21 protein-coding genes are annotated in these 24,057 nt (G+C 75.4%); 9 read left to right on the top strand and 12 right to left on the bottom strand.

The annotated features are described in order from the left end of the window. Nucleotides 1-44: 44 nt before the first annotated feature. From WCD41_RS00265 to WCD41_RS00255, 3 genes are all read right to left on the bottom strand, one after another. The gene (locus WCD41_RS00265; protein ID WP_337711366.1) at nt 45-878 is read right to left on the bottom strand and encodes an NmrA family NAD(P)-binding protein; all 834 of its coding nucleotides are present in this window, start codon (nt 876-878) and stop codon (nt 45-47) included. 65 nt (nt 879-943) lie between these two features. Then, complete coding sequence (locus tag WCD41_RS00260; RefSeq protein WP_337711365.1) at nt 944-3,997, bottom strand: sacsin N-terminal ATP-binding-like domain-containing protein; 3,054 nt, start codon at nt 3,995-3,997, stop codon at nt 944-946. A 29-nt stretch (nt 3,998-4,026) separates the two neighbouring features. Beyond that, nucleotides 4,027-4,842, bottom strand: a complete 816-nt coding sequence (locus tag WCD41_RS00255) for a DUF3027 domain-containing protein (protein ID WP_337711364.1) — start codon at nt 4,840-4,842, stop codon at nt 4,027-4,029. A 132-nt stretch (nt 4,843-4,974) separates the two neighbouring features. Between WCD41_RS00255 and WCD41_RS00250 the strand changes: the two genes are divergently transcribed. The 3 genes from WCD41_RS00250 (at nt 4,975) to WCD41_RS00240 (ending at nt 8,943) form a co-directional block, all read left to right on the top strand. Next, nucleotides 4,975-6,519, top strand: a complete 1,545-nt coding sequence (locus tag WCD41_RS00250; protein WP_337711363.1) for an MFS transporter — start codon at nt 4,975-4,977, stop codon at nt 6,517-6,519. Beyond that, nucleotides 6,516-7,025, top strand: a complete 510-nt coding sequence (locus tag WCD41_RS00245) for a DUF2771 family protein (protein ID WP_337711362.1) — start codon at nt 6,516-6,518, stop codon at nt 7,023-7,025. The genes WCD41_RS00250 and WCD41_RS00245 overlap by 4 nt, the downstream gene beginning before the upstream one ends. A 148-nt stretch (nt 7,026-7,173) precedes the next feature. Then, a complete protein-coding gene (locus WCD41_RS00240; protein ID WP_337711361.1) occupies nt 7,174-8,943 on the top strand; it encodes a ricin-type beta-trefoil lectin domain protein in 1,770 nt (589 codons plus the stop codon). A gap of 77 nt (nt 8,944-9,020) precedes the next feature. On the opposite strand, the gene WCD41_RS00235 is transcribed toward WCD41_RS00240, so the two are convergent. Both WCD41_RS00235 and WCD41_RS00230 read right to left on the bottom strand, forming a co-directional pair. After that, the gene (locus WCD41_RS00235) at nt 9,021-9,407 is read right to left on the bottom strand and encodes a cold-shock protein (RefSeq protein ID WP_337711360.1); all 387 of its coding nucleotides are present in this window, start codon (nt 9,405-9,407) and stop codon (nt 9,021-9,023) included. Nucleotides 9,408-9,519: 112 nt separating this feature from the next. After that, nucleotides 9,520-10,563, bottom strand: coding sequence for a helix-turn-helix transcriptional regulator (locus tag WCD41_RS00230; protein ID WP_337711359.1), 1,044 nt, complete (start codon nt 10,561-10,563; stop codon nt 9,520-9,522). 98 nt (nt 10,564-10,661) lie between these two features. Here WCD41_RS00230 and WCD41_RS00225 point away from each other — a divergent pair, with 98 nt between their 5' ends. Next, nucleotides 10,662-11,087 carry a cupin domain-containing protein gene (locus tag WCD41_RS00225; protein ID WP_337711358.1) on the top strand — a complete coding sequence of 142 codons (426 nt, stop codon included), beginning with the start codon at nt 10,662-10,664 and terminating at the stop codon, nt 11,085-11,087. Nucleotides 11,088-11,094: 7 nt separating this feature from the next. On the opposite strand, the gene WCD41_RS00220 is transcribed toward WCD41_RS00225, so the two are convergent. Next, a complete protein-coding gene (locus tag WCD41_RS00220; RefSeq protein WP_337711357.1) occupies nt 11,095-12,744 on the bottom strand; it encodes an AMP-binding protein in 1,650 nt (549 codons plus the stop codon). A gap of 121 nt (nt 12,745-12,865) precedes the next feature. Here WCD41_RS00220 and WCD41_RS00215 point away from each other — a divergent pair, with 121 nt between their 5' ends. Beyond that, nucleotides 12,866-14,050 (top strand): phosphorylase family protein, encoded by a 1,185-nt coding sequence (locus tag WCD41_RS00215; protein ID WP_337711356.1) that lies wholly within the window; start codon nt 12,866-12,868, stop codon nt 14,048-14,050. Nucleotides 14,051-14,149: 99 nt separating this feature from the next. Here the strand turns inward: WCD41_RS00215 and WCD41_RS00210 are convergent, their stop codons facing one another. Next, complete coding sequence (locus tag WCD41_RS00210) at nt 14,150-15,529, bottom strand: FAD-dependent monooxygenase (protein WP_337711355.1); 1,380 nt, start codon at nt 15,527-15,529, stop codon at nt 14,150-14,152. A 60-nt stretch (nt 15,530-15,589) separates the two neighbouring features. On the opposite strand from WCD41_RS00210, the gene WCD41_RS00205 reads away from it, so the two are divergent. Further along, a complete protein-coding gene (locus tag WCD41_RS00205; RefSeq protein WP_337711354.1) occupies nt 15,590-16,213 on the top strand; it encodes a TetR/AcrR family transcriptional regulator in 624 nt (207 codons plus the stop codon). On the opposite strand, the gene WCD41_RS00200 is transcribed toward WCD41_RS00205, so the two are convergent. The 4 genes from WCD41_RS00200 to WCD41_RS00185 all read right to left on the bottom strand — a co-directional run bounded on the left by WCD41_RS00200 (nt 16,210) and on the right by WCD41_RS00185 (nt 19,407). Continuing rightward, the gene (locus WCD41_RS00200; RefSeq protein WP_337711353.1) at nt 16,210-17,283 is read right to left on the bottom strand and encodes a sulfate/molybdate ABC transporter ATP-binding protein; all 1,074 of its coding nucleotides are present in this window, start codon (nt 17,281-17,283) and stop codon (nt 16,210-16,212) included. The genes WCD41_RS00205 and WCD41_RS00200 overlap by 4 nt on opposite strands. 128 nt (nt 17,284-17,411) lie before the next feature. Further along, the gene (locus WCD41_RS00195) at nt 17,412-18,224 is read right to left on the bottom strand and encodes an ABC transporter permease (protein WP_337711352.1); all 813 of its coding nucleotides are present in this window, start codon (nt 18,222-18,224) and stop codon (nt 17,412-17,414) included. After that, a complete protein-coding gene (gene modA, locus WCD41_RS00190) occupies nt 18,221-19,006 on the bottom strand; it encodes a molybdate ABC transporter substrate-binding protein (RefSeq protein ID WP_337711351.1) in 786 nt (261 codons plus the stop codon). Before modA ends, WCD41_RS00195 begins: the two co-directional genes overlap by 4 nt. Next, entirely contained in the window at nt 19,003-19,407 is a 405-nt protein-coding gene (locus WCD41_RS00185) for a TOBE domain-containing protein (protein WP_337711350.1), read from the bottom strand. Before WCD41_RS00185 ends, modA begins: the two co-directional genes overlap by 4 nt. A 130-nt stretch (nt 19,408-19,537) precedes the next feature. Between WCD41_RS00185 and WCD41_RS00180 the strand changes: the two genes are divergently transcribed. Continuing rightward, complete coding sequence (locus tag WCD41_RS00180; RefSeq protein ID WP_337711349.1) at nt 19,538-20,743, top strand: acyl-CoA dehydrogenase family protein; 1,206 nt, start codon at nt 19,538-19,540, stop codon at nt 20,741-20,743. 55 nt (nt 20,744-20,798) lie between these two features. Here the strand turns inward: WCD41_RS00180 and WCD41_RS00175 are convergent, their stop codons facing one another. Beyond that, nucleotides 20,799-21,524 carry a response regulator transcription factor gene (locus tag WCD41_RS00175; RefSeq protein ID WP_337712306.1) on the bottom strand — a complete coding sequence of 242 codons (726 nt, stop codon included), beginning with the start codon at nt 21,522-21,524 and terminating at the stop codon, nt 20,799-20,801. 281 nt (nt 21,525-21,805) lie between these two features. Here WCD41_RS00175 and WCD41_RS00170 point away from each other — a divergent pair, with 281 nt between their 5' ends. Together WCD41_RS00170 and WCD41_RS00165 are read left to right on the top strand one after the other, a co-directional pair. Then, nucleotides 21,806-22,969, top strand: a complete 1,164-nt coding sequence (locus WCD41_RS00170; RefSeq protein ID WP_337711348.1) for a DUF8814 domain-containing protein — start codon at nt 21,806-21,808, stop codon at nt 22,967-22,969. Beyond that, the gene (locus WCD41_RS00165; RefSeq protein WP_337711347.1) at nt 22,953-24,020 is read left to right on the top strand and encodes a hypothetical protein; all 1,068 of its coding nucleotides are present in this window, start codon (nt 22,953-22,955) and stop codon (nt 24,018-24,020) included. The genes WCD41_RS00170 and WCD41_RS00165 overlap by 17 nt, the downstream gene beginning before the upstream one ends. Nucleotides 24,021-24,057: the final 37 nt, after the last annotated feature.

Here is a 24,057-nt window from a genome sequence, read left to right as displayed (position 1 = left end):
CGTCACCCCGGCGGCGGTCCGTCCGGTGCGGCCACCCTAGGAGGTCAGCCGGGGACCGCCCGGAAGGCGTCGGCGTTCTCCCGCGCCCAGGCGGCGAAGGTCCGCGGCGGGCGGCCGGTCACCTCCGCCACCGTGCCGACGGGCTGCGAGCCGACCACCGGCGGGTCGCTCTCCAGGGCGATCGTGAACTCGATCATCTCCGTCTCCAGGCCGGCCGCGGTCAGGTCGGCGCGGGCCTGCGCCTCCGAGAGCCGGGTCAGCGTGATCGGCTGCCCGGTGGCGTCGGAGACCGCGGCCAGCTTCTGCTCCAGGCTCACGGTCTCGCCGCCGGTGAGCAGGTACTCGCGGCCGGTCGGGGCCGCGCCGGTGAGGACGGCGAGGGCCACCGCGGCGATGTCGGCCTCGTGGACCGCGGGGCTCGCGCGGCCCCGGTCGAACGCGCGCACCTCGCCCGTCGTCCGGATCGCCTCGGCGTGGTCGCCGAGCGTGTTCGCCATGAACTCGGTCGGCGAGAGCAGCGCCCACGCCACCCCGGCGGCGTCGAGCGCCGGCTCGACGGTGCTGGTGTCCCAGCCGCCGAGCACGCTGACCCGGGCGACGCCCGCCGCGACCAGCGCGTCGACGATCTCCGGGCCGTTCGTCAGCGTGTCCCCGAACTCCCCGCTGAACGTGATCAGGTGCGCGGCCTCGACGCCCGCGAACGCCCCGGCCAGGGTCGTGACGTCGGTCAGGTCGCCCCGCACGACCTCCGCCGCGGCCGGCAGGTCCGCCCGCGCCGGGTCGCGGGTCAGCGCGCGCACCGCGTGCCCCGCCTCCAGCAGCTGGTCCACCAGCGAGCGCCCGACCGTGCCCGTCGCCCCGGTCACCAGGATCGTCATGCGGTCTCCCTCGTCGATCGGCATGACCCGATCGTCGCGGGAGGGGCGGACAGCTCCGGTCCTCCTCAGCCGGCGAGCGCGGCGAGGAGTCCCCGGATCGGGTCATCGGCGTGCACGACGCCGTCGTCGTCCACCCAGGCCGACGGGGTGTACTCGACGGGGGCGCCGCCGCGCTCGTCGTCGACGACGAGCACGCGCAGACGGTCGTGCAGGACGAGCGCGCCGTCGGGCAGGGGGCGCCCGAGCGTCGAGGCCCAGGCGACGACCGTCGGCAGCTCCTCCCACGGCACGGCCCGCCCGCCCTCGCGGACGGTGACGCGGACGCGCTCGGAGGCCCGAGCGAGGTCCAGCAGGTCGGCGAGCAGCGCGGGGTCGCCGCCCCCGGGCAGCACGAGGACCGCGGGCGGGAGCACGCCGGCGAGCTGGGCGCGGTCGAGCACGGCGGGCGGGACGCCGCGCGACGGGTCGGCGTCGCGCACCGCGCCGTCGGCGGTGCGCACCCGGTCGGGTGGCTCGACGTCGGCGACGGACACCCGCCCGGCGGCGACGGCGTCGGCGAGCGCGGCGTGGGCCGCGGCGGCGCGCGCCGGGGGCACCGCGCGGGCGGGCTCGGCGAGGCGGGCGAGCAGGTCGGTGGCGTCGTCGGTGGACGACACCCGTGCCCGGGTGCGCACGCCGATCGCGGCGAGGAACGCGGGGTCGAGGCGGGCGGCGACGTCGTCGGGCACCGGGTCGTACAGCCCGGCCACCGCGCTCGCACCCGGCAGCCGCCACGTCGTGGGCGGGCGGCCCGCGAGGCGCCCGTGCCGCCCCAGCCACCACGCGGTGTAGGGACGGGGGCCGTCGCCGGCGTCCGGGTCGAGCGCCTCCACGGGCCGGGCGCCGCCGAGGGCCTCGCGGACCTCGCGGTCGCCGGCCAGGACCGGCCAGGCGGCGTCCCACCGGTCGTCGGCCACCAGCTCGAGGTCGCGCACGGCCACGAGCGGGCCCGGGGCGTCGCCGTCGGGGCCGTCGGGACGTTCGGCGACGGGGTCGACCTCCTCGGCCCACCACGTCTCCTCGTCGTCGAGGTCGTGGTCGGGCCCCGCCGGCGCGTCGTCGCGCAGGACGGCGAACCCGTCGAGCACCCCGACAGCGGTGAGCACGTGGCGCGGGTGCGCGGCCGCGACGGCCGGGTCGAGCACGCCGAGCGGCCCGTCGGGGTCGACGAGACCGCGCAGCTCGCCGTCGGGCAGGACCAGCTCGTCGGCGCGTCGGTGGCCACCGTCGGCGTCGCGCAGCGCCACCGCGCCGAGGTCCCGGTCCACCGCGCCCCCCGCCGCGACCAGGGCGAGCACGAGGGCCGCGAGGGCATCGAGGGCCTCGAGGGCCTCCGGGCCGCCGCCCGCCTCCGCCTCGTCCACGGACCGGTCGACGGCCTCGCGCAGGGCCGGGTCGGCGAGCAGCGCCGGCCCGTCGATCCGACGGGCCCCGAGGGCGACGAGGAGGTCCCGTGCCGCCGGGTCGTCGTCGAGCGCCGGCGCGGCGACCCGCAGCCCGGGCACGTCGGCGGCGGCGAGCCGTGCCGCGATCTCCGCGTCGCCGCCCGCCAGCAGGACGCCGCGGGCGCCGAGCACCAGCCGGCCGTCGGCCAGCGGGACGGGCAGGGCGGCGAGCTCCTCGCGTGCCGTGGGCGCGACGAGCACGGCGAGCCGCGCGAGCAGGCCGCGCCACCAGGCCGCGGGACGGTCGAGCCCGGCGAGCGCGTCGACGAGCGCGGCGGGCCCGACCCGCGTCACCCCGACGGCGGCGAGGGCGGGGGCGTGGCGGGGCCGGGCCAGACGGGTGTCGACGAGGCCGGGCAGGACGTCCGCGAGCTGCTCCCCGAGGGCGGCCAGCACGTCGGGGGGGCCGTCAAGGTCGAGCACCTGCGCCCCCGTCGGGACGAGGTCGTCGCCCCGCCCGTCCCGCTGGCCGACGGCCGGGAGCCACGCGGTCGTGCGCAGCGCCTCCAGGACCGCGTTGCGCAGCGTGGCGTCGACCGCCGACGCGGGCAGGGCCGGCAGCGGCACGAGCGCCGGGCGCTCCTCGGCCGGGCGGGCGCGCACGAGGTCGGGGTAGCGGGCCGCGGCGGCGGTCAGGACGTGCCCGGTGACCGCGCCCGCGCGCACGTGCCGTCGGTCCGGGTCGAGCGGCACGGTCGCCAGCAGGCGCGCGGGGAGCGAGGTGCGCTCGTCGGTCGGGGTGGGCGCGTGGAGCACGTCGGTGCCCGGAGGCCCGTCGACGGGGGCGGCCCAGGTGGCCCGCCACCCGGTGCGGGCGCGCTCCTCGACGGCGAGCCCGGCGAGCAGCTCGGCGGGGAGGGTGCCCTCGGCGCGCAGGACGTGCCAGGCGCGGGCCCCGATGCGCACCAGGTCCCCGTCCTCGGTGCGCGTCACGACCCCGTCGGGCAGGTCGACCGCGCGCAGCGGGGGCAGGGCGAGCAGGAGATCGGGCACCTCGGCGGCCGCGGCGGCGAGCAGGTCGTCGGGGTCGAGGCCGGCGAGCAGGGGCAGGCGGACCTCGGTGTCGGCGCCGTCGGGCGGGGCCGGCTCGCCGGCGTCGGTGGGCCAGACCAGGCGCAGCGCGGGGACGGCGCCGTCGCGGCGGGCGAGCTCGTCGGTCAGCGCGCCCGTCCCGCCCACGTCCTGCTCGCGCACGGCGCGGGCGGTGCGGGTGCGGTCGAACGCGACCCCGGCGCCCGAGCGGGTGACGACACGGGGCGCGTCGCTGATCGCGGTGACGGCGGCGAACCCGACGCCGAAGCGCCCGACCCCGCCGTCACCGCTCTTGGCCGACGCCCGCAGGGAGGCCAGGGCGGCCACCCCGTCGGCGTCGAGCGCGACACCGCTGTTCGCGACGTGCACGGCGCCGTCGACCACCCGCACCCGCAGCACCGTGGTCGTGCCGGCGCGCGCGGCGGCGTCGGCGGCGTTCTGCGCGAGCTCGACGAACCAGCGGTCGCGGTACCCGCCGCGCAGCAGGTCCTCCTCGGCGTTGGCGTCCTCGCGGAACCGCGCGGGCGAGGCCGTCCACGCGTCGAGGACCGCGCGACGCAGCGCGGAGGTGCCGAACGGGTCCGGCGGGGGATCGGGGGTCACGGCTCCCCTTTCCCGGTGACGCGTCGCCTCTAGCCGCCCGATCCGGCGGTCTCCGGCTCCATCTCGACCCCGTCGTCGTAGACGAGGTCCGCGATCGCGATGACCGCCCCGCTGTCGATCTGCAGCTCGGAGTGGCCGCCGCAGCCGTACTCGGCGTGCACGACGTGCCCGTCGGCGGGGACGTTGCCGTTGCCGCACACGCCGAACGCCGCGCGCAGCGACCCGGAGACCGGCAGGTAGAACCCGCAGGTGCCGCAGTGGGCGGACGCCGCCCGGGCCATGTCGGCGCCGGGCCCGAAGTCGCCGTCGGACCAACGCACGGCGGCGTCGAGACGACCCTCGCGGCTCATCACCCGGGGGCGGCCCATCCCGAGCTCGTCGCCGACCTCGCGGACGCCGGAGCCCGGCCCCTCGTCGTCGTCGGCCTCGGGGTCGAGCGCGGCCGAGGCGGGAACGAGACGCTCGTCGTCGTCCTCGACCGGCAGCAGGTCGCCCGGCCCGAGGTCCTCGGCGCGCAGCCGCTCGGTCCACGGCACCCAGGTCGGCGACACGACCGACTCCGGCCCGGGCAGCAGGACGACCTCGCTGACCCCGACGTCGCCGTCGGGACCGGCCACGGTGACGGCCCAGTACCAGCCGCGGTAGCCGGGCTTGGCCGCGGCGAAGTAGTGGGTCGCCGCCTCGGGCACGTCCTCCGCGCGCACGGCGACGGCCGCACCGACCTGGTCGGCGTCACCGTCCGCGGTCTCGACCGCCGCGGCGCGCGCGAGGTCGCCCGCCGCGGCGAGGTGGGCGGCGACGGTGGAGGGGACGTCGGGTGCAGGGTCGGCGAGCTCGGGGACCACGTGACGATTGTGCCCGTCGTCCCCGCGGGCGCTCCAGCCGGGCGACCCGCGGCGGGCGACCCACGCCACACGCCGTCGACGGCCGGTCACCGAGGGTGTCACGGCGTGCCGGTCCTCGGTCATCATGGTCGGGTGACCGGGCCGTCCCACCATCCCTACGGCCCGCCACCGCGACGCCGCCCCGGGCGCCTGCCCCCCACCGCCCGGTCGACGCGGCCGTTCCCGGAGGGCCCCGGCGACCCGGGCGGCACGGGAGAGGACGGGGAGGACACGCGCTTCTCCACGCGCTACGACCCGCGGGCCGAGACGCGCAGCGAGAAGACCTACGACCCCCACGCGGACGCCCGCGACGACGAGCGCGGTCCCCGCAAGATCACCGTCACCCGCGTCGCCGCCTGGCGGGCGCGGCGGCTGACCCAGCAGGGCGCGCGGGCGTTCCACCGCGCCGCGTCGGCCGACGGCGCCGACCGTTCGGGCCTGACCGCCCTCACCTACGCCTGGATGGCGAACTACGCCTCGGACGCGACCCTCGCCGTCGCCCTGGCCAACACGCTCTTCTTCTCCGCGGCGAGCGCCGAGAGCAAGGGCCGCGTCGCGCTCTACCTGCTGATCACCGTGGCGCCGTTCGCGCTCGTCGCGCCCGTGATCGGCCCGGCGCTCGACCGGCTCCAGCAAGGCCGGCGCGCCGCGATGGCGGCGTCGACGGCCGGGCAGGGCGCGCTCGCCGTCGTCCTCGCGCTGTGGATGGACACCTGGGCGCTCTACCCCGCGGCGCTCGGGATCATGGTGCTGTCGAAGTCGTTCGGCGTGCTCAAGGCCGCGGTCACACCGCGGGTCCTGCCGCCGGGCATCACGCTCGTGACGACGAACTCGCGGCTGACGGTGTTCGGCCTGATCGCCTCCGGGGTCGCCGGGGCGGTCGCCGCCGGGGTCGCGTGGCTCTTCGGCTCCCCCGGCGCCGCGTGGCTGACCGCGGCGATCTGCCTCGCCGGGGTGTGGTTGTGCCTGCGCATCCCGGGCTGGGTCGAGGTCACCGAGGGCGAGGAGCCGACCCGGATCCTGCCGGTGCCCGACGTTACCGGGACGCGCCGCCGCACGCCGCTGTCCGGCGACGTCGTCACCGCGCTGTGGGCCAACGGCACGATCCGCAGCCTCACCGGGTTCCTCATGCTGTTCTCGGCGTTCGTCGTCAAGAACGAGACCCCGGGTGCGCCGGGCGACCAGCTCGTGCTGCTGGGCGTCGTCGGGGCCGCGGCCGGGGCGGGCGGGTTCCTCGGCAACTTCGTCGGCGCCCGGCAGCGCTTCGGCCGCCCGCGGGTGCTGATGATCGTCTGTCTCGTGCTCGCCCTCGCCGGCGTCGTGCTCGCCGCGCTCGTCACCGGGCTGTGGACCGCCGCCGTGGCCGCCCTCGTCGCCGCGACGACCAGTGCCCTGCTCAAGGTCTGCCTCGACGCGATGGTGCAGCGCGACCTGCCGGAGGCGAACCGCGCCTCGGCCTTCGGGCGCTCGGAGACGATCCTGCAGCTGTCGTGGGTGTTCGGCGGCGCGCTCGGCGTGCTGCTGCCGCCGACGTGGTGGATCGGGTTCACGGTGATCGGCGCCGTGGTGGCGGTCGGTACCGTGCAGACCGTGCTGATCACGCGGGGATCGTCGATGGTGCCGAGGATCCGCCGGTGAGGTCGCTCTCCCGCCGGACCCTGGTCGTCGGCGGTGTCGTGCTCGCCGTCGTCGTGGCCGTGATCGTGTGGCTCGTCGTGCGGACCACGGCCGGCCCGTCGTCGCCCGGGGACGTCACGTTCGCCGCGGGCGGGGCGGCGACGACCGTCGGCGCGAGCCAGTTCTGCGACGTCCAGGTCACCGACTGCGGCGACGACCCGGACGCGAGCGCCGTGCTGCGCGTGCCGCCGAACACCCCGCTCGCCGTGACCGTGCCGGAGGAGGTCGCGGGCACCCCCTGGCAGCTCGCGTTCACCTTCCGCGACCCGGCCGGCACGGTCCAGCAGGGCCGCAGCCCGGTCTTCGCACCGGGCACCACGCCGACGTTCACCCTGGTCCTGCCCGCGGCGGCCGACCAGCTCGAGAGCGCCGAGGTCCAGCAGTACGGGGCGCGGATCAGTCAGGGTCCGAACGGGTTGGAGTTCGCCACCCGCGCCACCTGGGTGCTGTCCGTCGACGACCGCTGAGCCGCTCGTCGCCCCGTGGCGGCCGCCCGGTCGAGTGACACGCGGTCGAGTGGTCGTGCTCGCTTTCACCCGTCCGGCTCTGGGTAGGTGTAACGGCGACCGTCACCGTGCACGACTGCACGGGCGACTCTCGGGGGGAAACATCATCATGGGCTCGTCGCGCGACACGACCTCTCGCCGCACGCCGCGGTGGCTCGCCGCGCTGGGGGTGCTCGTCGCCGGGGCGCTGGCGTTCTCGACCGTCATCGCCGCGCCGCAGGCCGAGGCCGCGACCGTGCTCGGGCAGTTCCGCAACGCCACCTCGCGGTGCCTGGAGAACCTCGGCAACGCCACGACGGCGAACAACAAGATCCAGATCGCCGCGTGCGGCGCCGTCACGAACCAGGCCCAGCAGTTCAGCCGGTGGGCCAACGACGAGGCGATCAAGACCCCCGCCGGGCGCTGCCTCGGGACGCTGAACAACGGCACCGCGGCGGGCACGTCGGTCGTGCTCCAGACCTGTGCGCCGGCCAACAACAGCCAGCACTGGGTGTACCGCCCCTCGGACGGGCTCGTGGTCAACCGGGCCGCCGTGCGCTGCCTCGCGCCGCTGAACAACAGCACCACGGCCGGCACCCGCATGGTGATCGCGAACTGCACGACGGCGACCGCGATGCGCTGGACCGTCCCGGCGGCCTCGACGCCGACCGTGCCGCCCACGACGACCACCACGCCGCGCCCGACCACGACGACCCCGGTCCCGCCGACCACGACCACCACCACCGTCCCGCCGACCACGACGACGACCACGCCGCCGCCGGCGCGCGACCCGCTGCGCCAGCCGTTCTCGTCGAACTCGATCTGGAACACCCCGATCGGCAGCGGCGCGGTGTATGTCCCGGCGGGCCTGCCCGCCCTGCCCGGCGGCAGCACCGGCGCCCGCGTCCCGCAGGTCGACGACGAGCCGCTGGTGCTCACGCCGAACGCGCCGCTCACGCCGATCCTGTTCAGCGCCGGCGGCTGGGGCGGGAACCGCTGCCAGAACGACCCGACGCGGGTGCTCGCGACGGTGCCGATGCCGGCGAACTACGTGCTGCCCAGCGACAACAAGAACCAGAGCGCCGCGATCCTCGCCGCCGACGGGCGCACGGTGATCTCGCCCCAGCCGCTGGCGCGCTGCGCCGCGGGCGGCCCGGCCACGAGCTACGTGCGCTACCCGGACCAGGACATCTACGGCCCCGGCGTCGAGGGCTCGCACGGCGGCTCGGGCATGAGCGCGCTGGGCGGCTCCATCCGCCTCGGCGAGCTGCGTCCCGGTCAGCAGGGTCCGCGCCACGCCCTCAAGGTCAACCTCTACAACCGCGCCGAGCTCTCGATCTGCTCGACCCGCCCCGAGTGCTTCCGGTGGCCGGCGGTGAAGTCCGACTCCGGGGCCGTCGAGCGCTACGGTCGGGCGAACAACAACACCAACCGCGCCATGCGGATGGGCACGCTGCTCGCGATCCCCGCGAACGTGAACATCGGCTCGCTGGGGCTGACCACCGAGCCCGGCCGGCAGATCGCCTGGACGCTGCAGAACTACGGCGCCTACGTCGTCGACGACACCAACGGCCCGTCGTTCGCGTTCAACGCCGAGGTCGGCCCGGCGGGCAGCATGCGGACGCAGTTCCGCAACGACTGGGGCACCGACTTCGAGGTGTACGCGAGCGCGCCGACGGCCTGGAGCCGGGACGTCCAGAAGATCCGTACGGTGCTCTCGGCCGTCGACAACAACGGCCCGACCAGCGTCGGCGGCGGGGGCACCCCGCGCCAGCCGCTGCTGCCCGAGCTCGTGGCGCCGCTCCTGACGGTGCCGCCGACGATCCCGACCGCGCCGGCGACGACCGCGACCAGCGGCCCCGTGCCGGCGACCTCCACGCCGGCGATCCCGGACAACTGACGGGTGGGTGCGCCTGCGGCGCATGTGAGCAGAAATCAGTGCCGGAGCACTGATTTCTGCTCACATGCCGAAGGCACCTACCCCTCGAGCTCCCGGGCGACGGCGCGGACGACCTCGGCGAGACGCTTGGTGTTGCGGCGGTCCGGGTAACGCCCGCGCCGCAGGTCCGGCTGCACCTTGGCCTCGAGCAGCCTGATCATGTCGTCGATGAGACCGTGGAGCTCGTCGGGCGAGCGGCGGGCGGCCTCGGCCACCGACGGCGGGCCGTCGACCAGCCGGACCTGGAGCGCCTGGGGCCCGCGGCGACCCTCGGCGATGCCGAACTCCACGCGCTGGCCGGACTTCAGCGTCTCGACCTCGCGCGGCAGCGCCCCCTTGGGCACGTACACGTCGGCCCCGCCCTCCTGGGACAGGAAGCCGAAGCCCTTCTCCGCGTCGTACCACTTGACCTTGCCGGTCGGCACCGTCGTCTCCCGTTCCCTCTCACCGACGAGAAAAGCGCCCCGGCGACCGGCCGGAGCGCGAACCTCCAGCCTATCCCCGCGCGGCCACCACGATGCGTCACGACGACCGGCCTCAGCCGGCGTGGGAGCCCGCGTAGGTCCCGAGGAACAGGGCCGCCTGCAGCTCGGACCGTCCCGAGACCCCGAACTTCGCCAGGACCGCCTTGACGTGGTCCTGCACGGTCCACTCCGAGAGCCCCAGCTCGCGGGCGATCCGCCGGTTCGAGCGCCCGAGCGCCAGCTGGCCGAGCACCTCCTGCTCGCGCTGCGAGAGACCGCGGGCGCGCGCGACGAGGTCGGCCAGGCGCCCGGGGCGGATGGGGTCGACCACGACGGCGACCCGCGCCCCGAGGGCGGTCGCGGTGAAGCGCAGCCACCGGCCCCCGGCGGTCGGGGCGTGGACCGCGCGCGGGCCGGTGGTCCGTCCGCGCCGGCCCGCGGCGAGCGCGGCCACCACCGGCGGGAGGCGGCCGTCGTCCCCGAGCAGGGCGCGCGCCTCCTCGCTGACCTCGGCCACCCGGCCGTCGGGCCCGCAGACCACCAGCCCGGAGCCCTCGACGTCGAGCGGGGCCAGGGTCGGGTCGGCGCCGATGTCACCGCCCGCGGCCCGGCCGGCGATCATCGCCTCGCGCAGGGCGAGCGCCACCGGCCGGCCCGCCGCCGCGACGGCCGCGATCTCGTCGTCGGTGAACGACCCGCCCGCCCGCAGCAGCTCGACCGCGCCCCACGGAGTGCGGCCGTCGTGGAGCACCATGCGCAGGTGGTCGGTGAAGCCGCGGGGCGCGAGCGTCTCGCGATGGCGCGCGCTGCGTCCGGGGTCGCCGCCCGTGGCCGTCCGCACCGTCCCGACCAGCGGCCCGTCCAGGAGCTCGGTGAAACGCAGGACGTCGGGGGCGGCGCCGTACTCGTGCGCGAACACCTCGCCCTCGAGCTGCTCGTCGCGCTCCGCGCCGTGCAGCACGCACGAGGTCGTCATCACCGTGGCCGGGTCGACGGTCGCCCAGACCGCGAGGTCGTGCCCGACGGTGCGCGCGACGATGGCGGCGGCGGCACGGCGCAGCGCCGCGTGACCCGCCGCCGGATCGAGCGCCGTCATCCGCTCGGCGAGAGTCGTCACGGCGTGTACCCCCCCTGGGACTGGGGATGGGCTCCCCGTACTCAGTATTCCTACTGTCAGGGCATCGACAAGCCCTTCTCGCTGACACGGAGTACACGATGAGCGCTCAGACCCTCGACACCTTCCCCCTGATGGGCGCCCGGGCGACCGTCCTCGCCTCGGGCGACCTGACCGCGGACGCGTGGGAGGCGCTCCAGCTCGACCTGGCGCCCGGCGCGCGATCACCCCGGCACACGCTCGACGCCGACAAGCTGTTCGCCGTCGTCGCCGGCACGGTGACGATCGAGGTCGGCGACGAGACGCGCGAGGTCGACGGCGGGCCGGTGTGGATCCCCGCCGGCACGCCCCACTGCTACCGCAACACCTCGGACGCGCCGGCCCGGATGCTGGTGGTCGTCACCGGGCGCAGCCAGGTGGAGTTCCTGCGCGGCATGAGCCGACTGACCGCCGACGGCCCGCCGGACCCGGCGGCGGTCGCCGAGCACACCGCGGCGTTCGGCGTCGCGATCCTGCCCGCGTCGTAGACGCGCCTCAGGCCGTCGGGCTGCTCGTCAGACCGAGCAGCTCGACGGCCTCCTCGCGCATCTGGACCTTGCGGACCTTGCCGGTGACCGTCATCGGGAACTCCTCGACGACGTGCACGTAGCGCGGGATCTTGTAGTGGGCGAGCTTGCCCGTCGAGAACTCGCGCAGCGCCTCCGGCGTCAGCGGAGCGGTGCCCGCCTTCTGCCGAACCCACGCCATGAGCTCCTCGCCGTAACGCTCGTCGGGGACCCCGATGACCTGCGCGTCGACGATGTCGGGGTGGGTGTAGAGGAACTCCTCGATCTCGCGCGGGTAGACGTTCTCCCCGCCGCGGATGACCATGTCCTTGATCCGCCCGGTGATGTTGATGTAGCCCTCGTCGTCCATGACGCCGAGGTCGCCGGTGTGCATCCAGCGGGCGCGGTCGATCACCTCGGCGGTCTTCTCGGGCTGCTCCCAGTAGCCGAGCATCACCGAGTAGCCCCGCGTGCACAGCTCGCCGGGGGTGCCGCGGGCGACGGTGCGTCCGGTCTCCGGGTCGACGATCTTCGACTCGAGGTGGGGCATCGTGCGCCCCACCGTGGACACACGGCGGTCCAGCGAGTCGTCCACGCGGGTCTGGGTGGACACCGGGCTGGTCTCGGTCATGCCGTAGGAGATCGCGACCTCGGACATGCCCATCCGCTCGACGACCTGCTTCATCACCTCGATCGGGCACGGCGAGCCGGCCATGATCCCGGTGCGCAGGCTGCCCAGGTCGTAGGACTCGAAGTTCTCCAGCCCCAGCTCGGCGATGAACATCGTCGGCACCCCGTAGAGCGAGGTGCACCGCTCCGCCGCGACGGCCTCGAGGGTCAGCGTCGGGTCGAACCCGGGCGCGGGGATGACCATCGTCGCGCCGGAGCTGGTGCACGCCAGGTTGCCCATGACCATGCCGAAGCAGTGGTAGAAGGGCACCGGGATGCACACGCGGTCGACGTCGGAGTAGCCGATGAGCTGCCCGACGAAGAAGCCGTTGTTGAGGATGTTGTGGTGCGAGAGCGTCGCGCCCTTCGGGAACCCGGTGGTCCCCGACGTGTACTGGATGTTGATCGGGTCGTCCGGGGTCAGGGTCGCGGACACCTCGCGGACGCGGGAGACGTCGCCGTCCCGGTCGAACAGCGCGGTCCACTCGTCGGAGTCGATGATCACGACGCGCTGCAGCGCCTGCCGTTCCCCCCGGACCTCCTCGATCATCGCCGCGTAGTCGGAGGTCTTGAAGCTGCGCGCGGCGACCAGCAGCGAGATCCCCGCCTGGTCGAGCACGAACGCGAGCTCGTGGGTGCGGTACGCCGGGTTGATGTTGACGAGGATCGCGCCGATCTTGGCGGTCGCGTACTGCAGCAGCGTCCACGGCGCGCAGTTCGGCGCCCAGATGCCGACCCGGTCGCCCACCGCCACGCCCAGGTCGAGCAGGCCCAGGGCCAGCGCGTCGACCTCGGCCACGAACTGCGCCCACGTGTAGCGCTCGCCGCGGGCTCGGTCGACCAGCGCCTCCGCGTCCGGGCGCGCCCCCGCGGTGCGGTCCAGGTTGTCGCCGATCGTGTCCCCGAGCAGCGGGATGTCCGAGATCCCGGACGTGTAGCTGGGCACGAGGGGCTGGGCTGGCGCCGTCACGGTCGACCTCCGGGAGGAACACATCTGTGGTCGTCGACACGATGTCACGTCGATCGCCCGGACGTCACCGGACGGACGGCCCGGAACGCGGTCGCCCGGCCGGGCTGGGACGATCGCGACCATGGGTGACGTGGTCGAGGTGGACGGCACCGACCTGCGCGGTGACGACCTCGAGAAGGTGACCGACCGGCTCGTCGACGTCCTCGTCGCCGCCGACGAGGAGGGCTGGTACGGGCGTCTCGAGGTCGTTCGCCCGTGGTCGGAGCACAACCCGCACCTCGACGGCGAGTTCGCCCGCGCCGGCGCGATCCGCCGCTACCTGTGCCGGGAGCTGGCAGGGCTGCTCGCCGCGGGCGCGCGGATCACGGCCCGGGCGTCGCGGGCGCAGCCGCCGTTCGACGACCCGGAGTTCTTCGTCGCCCTCGACGAGGACCGCGTCGACACGCGGTCGAAGAAGCTCTTCCTCTTCTCCCCCGAGCGGATGGCGCTCTCGATCGACCGGATCGGCCACTACACGGGCACGCCGGCGTCGGCGTTCCAGCGCCACGTGCTGTTCACGAACTACGCGATGCACGTCGAGGCGTTCCTCGAGCGCTTCCCGGACGCCGTGCGCCCGGAGCGCCCGGGGGCACAGATGCCCGCCTACCACCACGTCACCGCGGCCGGCGACGGCGTGAGCCTCGTGAACATCGGCGTCGGGCCGGCCAACGCCAAGACCGCGACCGACCACGTGGCGGTGCTCCGACCCGACACGATGATCATGATCGGGCACTGCGGCGGCCTGCGGAACCACCAGCACAAGGGCGACTTCGTGCTCGCCACGGGCTACCAGCGCGCCGACCACGTCCTCGACGAGGTCCTGCCGCTCGACGTGCCGGTGGTGCCCAACCACCGGCTGAACTCCTTCCTGCTCGACGCCCTGCAGCAGGCCGGCATGACCTACCGGCTCGGCATCGTGCACACCACCGACAACCGTGACTGGGAGTTCAACCAGCAGGCGACGCTGCGCGCGATGCGCCTGAGCCGCAGCGTCGCCGTCGACATGGAGTCGGCGACGATCGCGGCCAACGGTTTCCGCTACCGCGTGCCGCACGCCACCCTGCTGTGCGTCTCGGACAAGCCGCTGCACGGCTCGCCGAAGCTCGCGGCCGGCGCGCAGGAGTTCTACGAGGCCTCCAAGCGCCACCACCTCGACCTCGCGCTCACCGCGCTCGGGTCGGTGCGCAGCGAGCACCCCGAGGGCCTGCCCGGTCAGGAGATCCGCGCGGTCGACGAGCCACTGTTCGGCGGCCCGCCGGACCTCTGAGGTGCTGGACCTCCATGTGAGTACTTGCCGGGCCCGGAGGCCCGGAAAGTACTCACGTGGGTCAGCACCTCTGACCCACGTCCCGGCCGGGCGGGTCCGTCACGCGGCCGCGAGCGGTCGCGTCGTCGTGGCCCGGTGGCGGGCGACGGGTACGCCGTCCGGCCGCGCGAGCAGGGCGCCGACGGCGCCGAGCCCGAGGGCGCAGGCGGTGCCGGCGTCGAGGGTGTGGACGGCGACCGGGGCGCTGCCCGACCGGCCGGCGGCGAGGGCCCGGGCACCCGTGCCGGCCCGCGGGCCGGCGAGCACCGTCCACCCGTCGCCGAGCAGGTCCAGCGTCGAGCGCCCGTCCGGGAGCACCAGGTGCGGCAGGCGGGCGCCGAGGTCGACGGCGAGCTCGGCGGCGACGTCCCGGCGGCTGCCGTCGGGGTCGGTCGAGCGGGCGACGACGTGCTCGGCGACCGGGCGACGCTCGTCCTCGTAGGTGTCGAGCAGCTCCGCGTCCGCCCAGCCGCGCAGCACCCACACCAGCTTCCACGCGAGGTCGACGCCGCTCTGCAGCGCGGTGTTCATCCCGGTGCCGCCGCGCGGGGTGACGCGGTGCGCCGCGTCGCCGGCGAGGAACACGTCGCCGGCCCGGAAGGTGTCCGCGAGGTGGGCCGCGGCGCGGATCCGCCGGACGCTCTCGACCCGCACGTCGAGGTGCGGCGCGCCCGCGCTGCGGCGCAGCAGGGCGGCGGCCCCGCCGGGGTCGTCGGTGTCCCGCCCGGGCGCGAAGATCCACCGGTCGCCCCCGGCGGGCAGGAAGAGCCCGGGCGAGTCCGAGGTCCAGTACAGGCCGAAGCGGACCGGCCCGAGGACCTGCGTCAGCGGCGCGTGCACGACCGCGTGGGTGCCGGACAGCACGCCCTCCTCGTCGCCCTCGACCCCGATGCCGACCGCCCGGCGGACCGCGCTGTGCGCGCCGTCGGCGCCGACGAGGTAGCGGGCGTGCAGGGCCTGCCCGTCGGGCGTGGTCGCGACGACGCCGTCGGCCCCCGGGGTCACCGCGTCGATCTCGATCCCGGTCGCCACGCGCACCGTCGGCAGCGTGGCGAGATGGCGGCGCAGCACCGCCTCGAACCGGTCCTGGGCGACCACGGCCGGTGCCGTGGGGCTGACCAGGGCCGCCTGCTGGCGCGTCGGGTAGCCGACCGCGACGGCGCGGCCGTCGTCGGCGGTGGCGAGCGAGGCGCACTCCCACAGCCAGACGTCGGCGTCGGGCCCCTCGGCGCGGACCACCTCCTCGAGGCCCCACGAGCGCACGTGCTCCATCACCCGCGTGCTGATCACGGTGGCCCGTGGCCACGTGGACGGAGTCGGGCGTTTCTCGACCACGAGCGTGTCGACCCCGTGCCGGCCGAGCGTGACGGCGGCGGCGAGGCCGGCGGCGCCGGCGCCGACGATCAGGACATCACATTTCCACTGCACAGCTCGTCTCATGGAAGACAGACTGTGCAGTTGAATACAGAGTGTCAAGCGAAATCTGCTAGGTTCGGCTTCGTGGCCACCCGGAAGTACGAGCAACGGTTGCGCGCCGTGTCCGCCGAACAGACGCGCCGGGACGTGCTCACCGCGCTGGAGGAGCGCCTGAAGGAGAAGCCGGGCGCCACGGTCGGCCTCGAGGACGTGGCCCGGCGGGCCGGGGTCTCGCGGTCGACGGTCTATCTCGTGTTCGGGTCACGGGCCGGGCTGTTCGACGCGCTGGCCGACGACCTGTGGCAGCGCTCCGGGCTCCCCCACCTGACCGAGGCCGTCGCGCACCCGGACGCCCGCGAGCACCTGCGCGGCGGGCTGCGCGCCGGCACGTTGATCTACGCGGCGATGCGTGACGTCGCCGCGGTGCTGTTCGCGATGTCCGCGCTCGACCCGGACTCGGTCGGCGGCGCGATCCGGCGCATCGAGGACCACCGCTGGGGCGGGATGCTCCACCTCGCCCACCGCCTCGCCGAGCAGGGCGTGCTGCGCGACGACGTCACCGAGGCCGACGCCGCCGACACCCTGTGGGTGATCGCGGGCTTCGAGAGCTTCGACGCGCTCTACACCGGCCGCGGGCTCCCGGCCGACGAGGTCGCCGACCGCCTGGTGCTCACGGCCGACCGGAGCCTGTGCGCTCCGCGCACCTAACGACGGCGCGGGTGCACGGCCACCTCGGTCGCCTTGACCGCGAACCAGAGGTCGTCGCCCGGCTCGACGCCGAGCTCGGCGACGGCGGCCGGGGTGACGTCGGCCGCGAGGCCCTCGACCCACGGCGGCCCGCCCGGCGACGCCGCGGCGCGCAGGCGCACCACCTCGCCCTGGGGCTCCAGCGCCGCGAGGCGGACCGGGACGACGTTGCGGGGGCTGCCCTCGGGTGGCTTGCGGTGCACGGCGACCGCGCTGGGCGGGAACACCGCGACCGCGGGCTCCCCCGGGGCGACCTCCTCGGAGGGCCGGCCGTACACCGGGGTGCCCTCCTCGGTGGTCAGGCCGCCGTCCGACGCCGTGCCCGTGACGAGGTCGAGCCCCGCGATCCGGGCGGCGAAGGCCGAGCGCGGGCGGGCGAGGACCTCGGCGGTGGGGCCCTGCTCGACGATCCGGCCCTCGGCCAGCACGATCAGCCGATCGGCGAGCACCACGGCGTCGACGACGTCGTGGGTCACGAGCAGCGTGGTCTGCCCGGTGCGGCGCACGAGGCGGCGCAGCACCGAGCGCACGGCGGGCGCGGCGTCGACGTCGAGGGCGGCGAAGGGTTCGTCGAGCAGCAGGAGGTCGGGCTCGACGGCGAGCGCGCGGGCGATCGCCACGCGCTGGGCCTGGCCGCCGGAGAGCTCGGCCGGCCGGCGGCCCTCGAGCTCGGCGACCCCGACGTCGGCGAGCAGCTCACGCGCCGCGGCGAGGGCCTCGTGGCGTCGCCGGCCCGCGCAGCGCGGGCCGAACGCGACGTTGTCCCGCGCGGTGAGGTGCGGGAAGAGCAGCGCCTGCTGGCTGAGCATCCCCACCCGGCGGCGGTGCGCGGGCACCGAGACGCCGGCGGCGGAGTCGGTGAGCACCCGCGCGCCGAGCGTGACCCGAGCGTCCTCGGGGGCGTAGAGGCCGGCGAGCGTCCCGAGCAGCGTCGACTTCCCCGACCCGTTCGGCCCGAGCACCGCGACGACCTCGCCCGGCGCGACCTCGAGGTCGACGTCCAGCGTGAAGCCGCCGCGCCGCGTCGTCACCCGGGCCTCGAGGCCGCCGCCGCCGCCAGGATCCGACCGAAGGGCACCTTCGCTCGCACTACCGGGCGAGGGGCGCCCCTCGCCGGAATCCCGGTCGACCGCACGCGGGCGCCGGCGGAGCGGCGGTCTCACCGCACACCCGAGGCGTCGCGGGTGCGGGTCGCGACGATGACGAGGACCGCGACCATCACGAGCACGAGGGACATCGCCACCGCGCCGTCGAGGTCGTTCTGCGACTGGATGTAGATCAGCAGCGGCAGGGTCTGGGTGGTCCCCTGCAGGTTGCCGGCGAACGCGATCGTCGCCCCGAACTCCCCGAGCGCCCGCGCGAACGCGAGCACCGAGCCGGAGACGAGGCCGGGCAGCACCACGGGGATCGTCACGCGGCGCAGCGCGGTCAGCGGCGACGCGCCGAGGGTCGCCGCGACGATCTCGTAGCGCTCGCCCGCCGTGCGCAGGGCCCCCTCGAGGCTGACCACGAGGAAGGGCATCGCGACGAACGTCTGCGCGATGACGACGGCCTCGGTGGAGAACGGCACCGTGATCCCGAACCACGCGTCGAGCAGCTTGCCGATCGGGCCCGTGCGCCCGAGCAGGAACAGCAGCGTCAGGCCGCCGACGACCGGGGGCAGGACCAGCGGCAGCAGCACGATCGAGCGCAGCACCGGCAGGCCCGGCAGGTGCGACCGCGCGAGCACGAGCGCCAGCGGGGTGCCGAGCACCAGGCACAGCACGGTGGCCGTCAGGCCGGTCTGGAGCGAGAGCCAGAGGGCGTCGACCGCGGCCGGCGTGCTGATGAGCGCGGCGAAATTCGGCCAGTCGGTGCGGACGACCAGCCCGGCGACCGGGACCGCGATGAGACCGAAGGCCACGACCGCCGGGACCCAGACCGGCCAGGGCAGTGCGAGCGAGACGGCGCCGCCCCGGCGGGTCCGTGTCACTTCAGCGTGAAGCCGGCCTGCTGCAGGGCCGCGTCGCCCTGGGGACCGGTGACGAACTGGATCCAGCTGGTGGCGAGGTCGGCGTTCTGGCTGCCGGTGACCGCACCGATGAGGTAGTTCTGCGCCGCGCCCTGGGCCGTCGCCTGCGGGAAGTCGATGCCCTGGACCTGCCCGTTCGACGCCTTCACGTCGGTGACGTAGACGAGGCCCGCGTCGACGTTGCGGGTCTGGACGCGCTGGAGCACCGAGCGCACGTCCTGCTCCTCGCTGACCGGGTCGAGCGTGACCCCGGCGGCGCGCTCGGCGGCCTCGGTGGCCGCGCCGCACGGTACCGCGGGGGCGCAGATCGACTCGGTGACCTGCGGGCCGACCAGCGACGTCAGGTCGACGACCCCCTTGGGGTTGCCCGGCTGGACCGCGATCTGGAGCTGGTTGGACGCGTAGGTCACCGGCTGGCCCTGGATGCGGTTCGCCTGCTGCGCGGTCTGCATCGTGCGCGTGCTCGCGGTGGCGAGGACGTCGGCGGGCGCGCCCTGCACGACCTGCTGGGCGAGCGTGTCCGAGCCGCCGAAGTTGAACACCACGGTCGTGCCGGGGTTCGCCTGCTCGAACTGCGGCTTGAGCTGGTTGTAGACGTCGGTGAGCGACGCGGCCGCCGAGACGGTGAGCGTGCGCCCGGCCGGCGGCTGTTGTTCGCCACCGGACGATCCACCGCAGGCGGCGGTGCCGAGGGCGAGCGCGGCGGCCAGCGCCGTGAGGACGAGTCTGCGGGCGCTGGTCACGCCATGCCTCCAGGGGTCTCGACGATGATGTGCGACGCCTTCACGACCGAGACCGCCAGCGACCCGACCTCGAGCCCCAGCTCCTCGACGGCCTCGGTGCTCATGAGCGAGACGACGCGGTGGGGCCCGCACTGCATCTCGACCTGGGACATGACCTTGTCGCTGACGATCGAGGTGACGAGGCCGACGAAGCGGTTGCGGGCCGACCGGCCCACCCCGGAGGGGTCGGGGGTGGCGTGGGCCTGGGCCCGGGCGTACGACGCGAGGTCCGCGCCGGCGATCACCTTGCGGCCGCTGGCGTCGGTGGTGACGGGCAGGGAGCCGCTGTCGGTCCAGCGCCGCACCGTGTCGTCGCTCACGCCGAGCAGCCGCGCGGCCTCGGCGATCCGGAAGTGCGTCACAACTCGCAGTGTAGGGCCGTGAACGCGCCTGGACAGCGTCGGACGGCCCGCATGTCCGGCTCGGCATCGATCACGAGACGGCCGCGGCGCCTCCCTCGCGGGCCGGGGCGCGCGGTGGGAAGGTGCGGAGGTGGACTTCGCACCCAGTGCCGCGGCGCAGGACTACACCGACCGGATGCGCGCCTTCCTCGACGAGGCGGTGCTGCCCGCCGAGAAGGTCTACGACGCCTGGCGTGAGGAGCGGCGCGGAACGCCGGCCGAGCACGACCTGCCGCCGGTGGTCGAGGAGCTCAAGAGCGAGGCCCGCGAGCGCGGGCTGTGGAACCTCTTCCTGCCCGACGTCTCGGGGCTGTCGAACCTCGAGTACGCCCCCGTCGCGGAGGTGTCGGGCTGGTCGCCCGTGATCGCCCCCGAGGCGATCAACTGCCAGGCCCCCGACACCGGCAACATGGAGACCCTGCACCTGTTCGGCACCACCGAGCAGAAGCAGCAGTGGCTCGAGCCGCTGCTCGCCGGCGAGATCCGGTCGGCGTTCGCGATGACCGAGCCCGCCGTCGCGTCGTCGGACGCCACCAACATCACCACCTCGATCCGCCGCGACGGTGACGAGTACGTCATCACCGGCAAGAAGTGGTGGATCTCCGGGGCGGCCGACCCGCGCTGCCAGATCTTCATCGTCATGGGCAAGACCGACCCGGACGCCCCGACGCACGCCCAGCAGTCGATGGTGCTCGTGCCCCGCGACACCCCGGGCCTGACGATCACCCGCCCGCTGCCGGTCTTCGGCTACCAGGACCAGCACGGGCACTGCGAGCTGGAGCTCAACGAGGTCCGGGTGCCGGTGTCGAACCTCCTCGGCGAGGAGGGCGGCGGCTTCGCGATCGCCCAGGCGCGCCTCGGCCCCGGCCGCATCCACCACTGCATGCGCCTCATCGGCATGGCCGAGCGCGCCGTCGACGCGATGGTGCGCCGGGCGAACGAGCGCGTCGCCTTCGGCCGCACGCTCAGCGAGCAGGGCGTCGTGCGGGAGCAGATCGCCGAGAGCCGCATCGCCATCGAGCAGGCGCGCCTGCTCGTGCTCAAGACGGCGTGGCTGATCGACAACGTCGGCTCGCGGGGTGCCGCCACCGAGATCGCCGCGATCAAGGTGATCTGCCCGCGGATGGCGTGCGAGGTCATCGACCGCGCGATCCAGATCCACGGCGGCGGCGGGGTGTCCGACGACTTCCCGCTCGCCTACGCCTACTCCTGGGCCCGCGCGCTGCGCCTGGCCGACGGCCCGGACGAGGTGCACCTGCGGTCGGTGGCGCGCCAGGAGATCAAGGCGCGCAGCTGAACGGCCTATGTGAGCGAACTTTGGGCCTATAGGCCCAAAGTTCGCTCACATGGCATCAGGCGCCGGCCCGGCGGGTCGGGGCCGGCACGAAGAGGCCCAGGCGCCAGGCGTGGCTCACCGCCTGGGCGCGGTCGCTCGCGCCGAGCTTGCGGAACAGGTGCCCGGTGTGCGACTTCACCGTGTGGTCGGAGAGGTAGAGCCGCCGGCCGATGTCGGCGTTGGTCAGACCGCGGCTCACGCCGATGAGCACCTGCACCTCGCGCACCGAGAGCTCGAGGCGGCGCTGGGCGTCGAGGTCGACGACGACGTCGTGCAGGCCGTCCTCCCGGGCGGCTACCGCCGTCTCCACCGATCCGCGCGCCGCGGGCACCGCCGGCCGGGGCACGAGGTCCTCCCCCGCCGCCGAGGTCGCGAGGCTGCGGACCAGCGTGCGGATCATCGAGCGCGGTGCGTCCCAGCGCAGGAAGCCCGTCGCGCCCTCGGCGAGGGCCTGCTGGGCCGGCGCGTGGGCGTCACCGGAGCCGGCGACGAGCACGGCCGTGCCCGGTGTCTCGGACAGCACGCGCCGCACGACCTCGAGCCCGGTCGGCTCGGTCTCGGCGAGGCCGAGCACCGCGATGGCCCGCGGGGACTCCGCCAGGCACGCGAGCAGGTCGTCCGCGTCGCGCGCCACCGCCACCGCTTCCGGGCCGGCCACGGTCTCGACGAGCATGCGTAGGCGACGCCGGGCCTGCGGGCGCTCGTCGTGGACGACGCACGTCTCGGCCGACCCCCCGTCCATGGTCACCCGTCAGAGGTACCTCATCGGGGTGAACCCCGGCGTGGCGACGCGCGGGATGGAGATCAACGAAATGACAGTCATGTAAGTCCCCCGAGCGGCTATCACCCACATGCGTCTCCCTGCTTTCGCTTGTCGACGGAGAGTCCACGACCTTGCATGGGGCGCGGACGTCCTCGACCACACGGGGACCGACGCGAGGAGCGCTGATGGCGGGCGGCCGGACGAGACCGAGGCTCGCACGACGGGGAGCGCTCGGTACCGCCCTCGCGGTCGGTGCCGTCGTGGCGTCGATCCTCGCCGCTCCGGTCGCCGACGCCGTTCCCGCGAGCGAGTCCTGGGCCGCCGAGCTCGCGATCGCGGGCGGCGACGACACCAACGTCCTCGCCGCCGAGGACGCCGTCCGCCTGCGCGACCTCGCACCCCGGGACACGAGCACCGGTCCGGCCCCCGCCGAGGGCCAGCTCATGCTCGCGCCCCGACGACCCGCCGCCGTCACCGACCAGGTCGCGGCCGAGGTCACCGCGAACGTCCCGGAGGGCGCCCAGGTCGTCGTCTCCGTGCGCGGCATCCGCGACGACGGCACGTGGAGCGAGTGGCGCGAGGCCGCGCCCGGCAGCCCGGCCCGTCTCGAGGCGCCGACGTTCGAGATCCAGGTCCGCGTCACGCTCGTCGCCGCGCCCGACGGCTCCGGACCGGCGCTGCGCCGCGTGTGGCTGACCGCGGACCAGGGGCCCCGGCGGTTCGCGGCCGCCGCTCCCCCCACGACCGTGCCGCTGACCTCCCGCGTCTTCGCCACCCGTATCGGCCTCGTCGGCAACGACACCGCCAACGGCCACGAGGTCGAGCGCAACGACCGCTTCGCCGCCCTGCCCTCGCGGCGTGCCCTGAGCCCGCGCGGCGAGGGCGACTACACCGCCCGGGTGTGCGCGTCGGCGACCCGGTGCACGTGGGTGCCGATCTGGGACCTCGGCCCGTGGAACACCCGCGACGACTACTGGAGCCCGAGCGCCGAGCGCCAGGAGTTCCGCGACCTGCCCCGCGGCCGCCCGCAGGCTGAGGCCGCGTTCACCGACGACTACCGCGACGGCCGGGACGGGCAGGGCCGCCGGGTCGCGAACCCGGCCGGCATCGACCTCGCCGACGGCACCTTCCGCGAGGACCTGGGCCTCACCGACAACGCCTGGGTGAGCGTCACCTACCTCTGGACCGGCACCGGCCCCTCGGGCACCGCCGTCGACCGCGACGCGCGGGTCGAGGTCCGCGCCGCCCCCGCGGCCGACGCCGCCGTCGTCGGCGTCGTCGCCCCCCAGGCCCGCATGACCTACGAGTGCGCGGTGGACGCCGCCGGCGGCCGCACCGGGGTCGGCACCCGGTGGTTCCGCCTCGGGCCCGCCCAGTTCGTCCCGGCCGACCAGGTGGAGGCGCGCGATGTCCCGTCCTGCTGACCCCCTGCGCCAGCCCCTCCGGCAGGGCGCGCTCGCCGTCGCCGCCGGCGCCGTCGGGCTGGCGCTCGCCCTCGCCGTGCCCGCCGGCGCCAGCACCGACCCGCCCGTGGGCACCGAGAGCTGGGCGCCCGAGCTCGCCATCGACGGCGGCGACGACCGCGCGGTCGTCCTCGACGGCGGCGCCATCCGGCTCGACGACTCCGGAGTGCGCGACGGGGAGCTGGTGCTCGCCCCGCGCCGCACCAGCGGCGTCGTCGACCGGGTCGCGGGGACGGCGACCGCCGACGTGCCGGCCGGCAGCTCCCTGGTGCTCGAGGCCCGCGGGCTGCGCAGCGACGGATCCTGGGGGTCCTGGGTGGCCGTGCCGCGGGAGGGCACCGTCCGCCTCGGCGGCCCCAGCACCGAGCTCTCGGTGCGCGTCGTGCTGCGCCGCGCCGACGGCGGCGCCGGCCCCGTCCTGCGCGGGATCTGGCTGACGACCACCGCCGTCGCCCCGTCGACGGTCACCGAGACCGCGACGCGGACCGAGACCCGGACCGTGACGCCCCGCCCGACGAGCACGACGACCACACCGTCGAGCACCACGACCACCCCGTCGACCACCACGACGACCACCTCGTCGCCGGAACCGACGACCACGACCACCACCGCGGAACCCACGACGACGACCACCCCGGAGCCGACGAGCACGACCACCACGACCACCACGACCACCACGACCGACGAGTCGGAGCCGTCGCAGCCCTCGCTCCCGTCCTTGCCGTCCTTGCCGTCGCTCCCCTCGCTGCCCTCGCTCCCCTCGCTGCCGGCCCTGCCCGGCGGTTCCTCGGGCCCCGCCGACGGGACGAGCACCACGACGACCACGACCACCCCGTCGACGACCACCACCACCCCGTCCACCACCACGCCGGTCGTGCCGCCGCCCGGGCTGGTGGTGCCGCCCGGGCTCGACCTGACGCCCGCGGCGCTCCCCCCGGCGACGCCGGTCAGCGAGGCACGGGCGAGCTGGTGGGGCGCCGATCTGCTGGACTGGCTCGAGCGGGCGTTCTGATCCGCATGATCGCTCCCGGTGCTCCGTGGACCACACC

It is taken from the genome of Actinomycetospora aeridis (assembly GCF_037400275.1).
Taxonomy (GTDB): Bacteria; Actinomycetota; Actinomycetes; order Mycobacteriales; family Pseudonocardiaceae; genus Actinomycetospora; species Actinomycetospora aeridis.
The sequence above is the reverse complement of the archived record's forward strand: the minus strand, read 5'-3'. Positions and strand labels throughout refer to the sequence as shown.

What these genes read in the sequence shown, in the direction of transcription:
- WCD41_RS00265 (WP_337711366.1), bottom strand. Translation starts at nt 878, where the DNA reads ATGACGATCCTGGTGACCGGGGCGACGGGCACGGTCGGGCGCTCGCTG.
- WCD41_RS00240 (WP_337711361.1), top strand. Translation starts at nt 7,174, where the DNA reads ATGGGCTCGTCGCGCGACACGACCTCTCGCCGCACGCCGCGGTGGCTC.
- WCD41_RS00225 (WP_337711358.1), top strand. Translation starts at nt 10,662, where the DNA reads ATGAGCGCTCAGACCCTCGACACCTTCCCCCTGATGGGCGCCCGGGCG.
- WCD41_RS00215 (WP_337711356.1), top strand. Translation starts at nt 12,866, where the DNA reads ATGGGTGACGTGGTCGAGGTGGACGGCACCGACCTGCGCGGTGACGAC.
- WCD41_RS00210 (WP_337711355.1), bottom strand. Translation starts at nt 15,529, where the DNA reads ATGAGACGAGCTGTGCAGTGGAAATGTGATGTCCTGATCGTCGGCGCC.
- WCD41_RS00175 (WP_337712306.1), bottom strand. Translation starts at nt 21,524, where the DNA reads ATGGACGGGGGGTCGGCCGAGACGTGCGTCGTCCACGACGAGCGCCCG.
- WCD41_RS00165 (WP_337711347.1), top strand. Translation starts at nt 22,953, where the DNA reads ATGTCCCGTCCTGCTGACCCCCTGCGCCAGCCCCTCCGGCAGGGCGCG.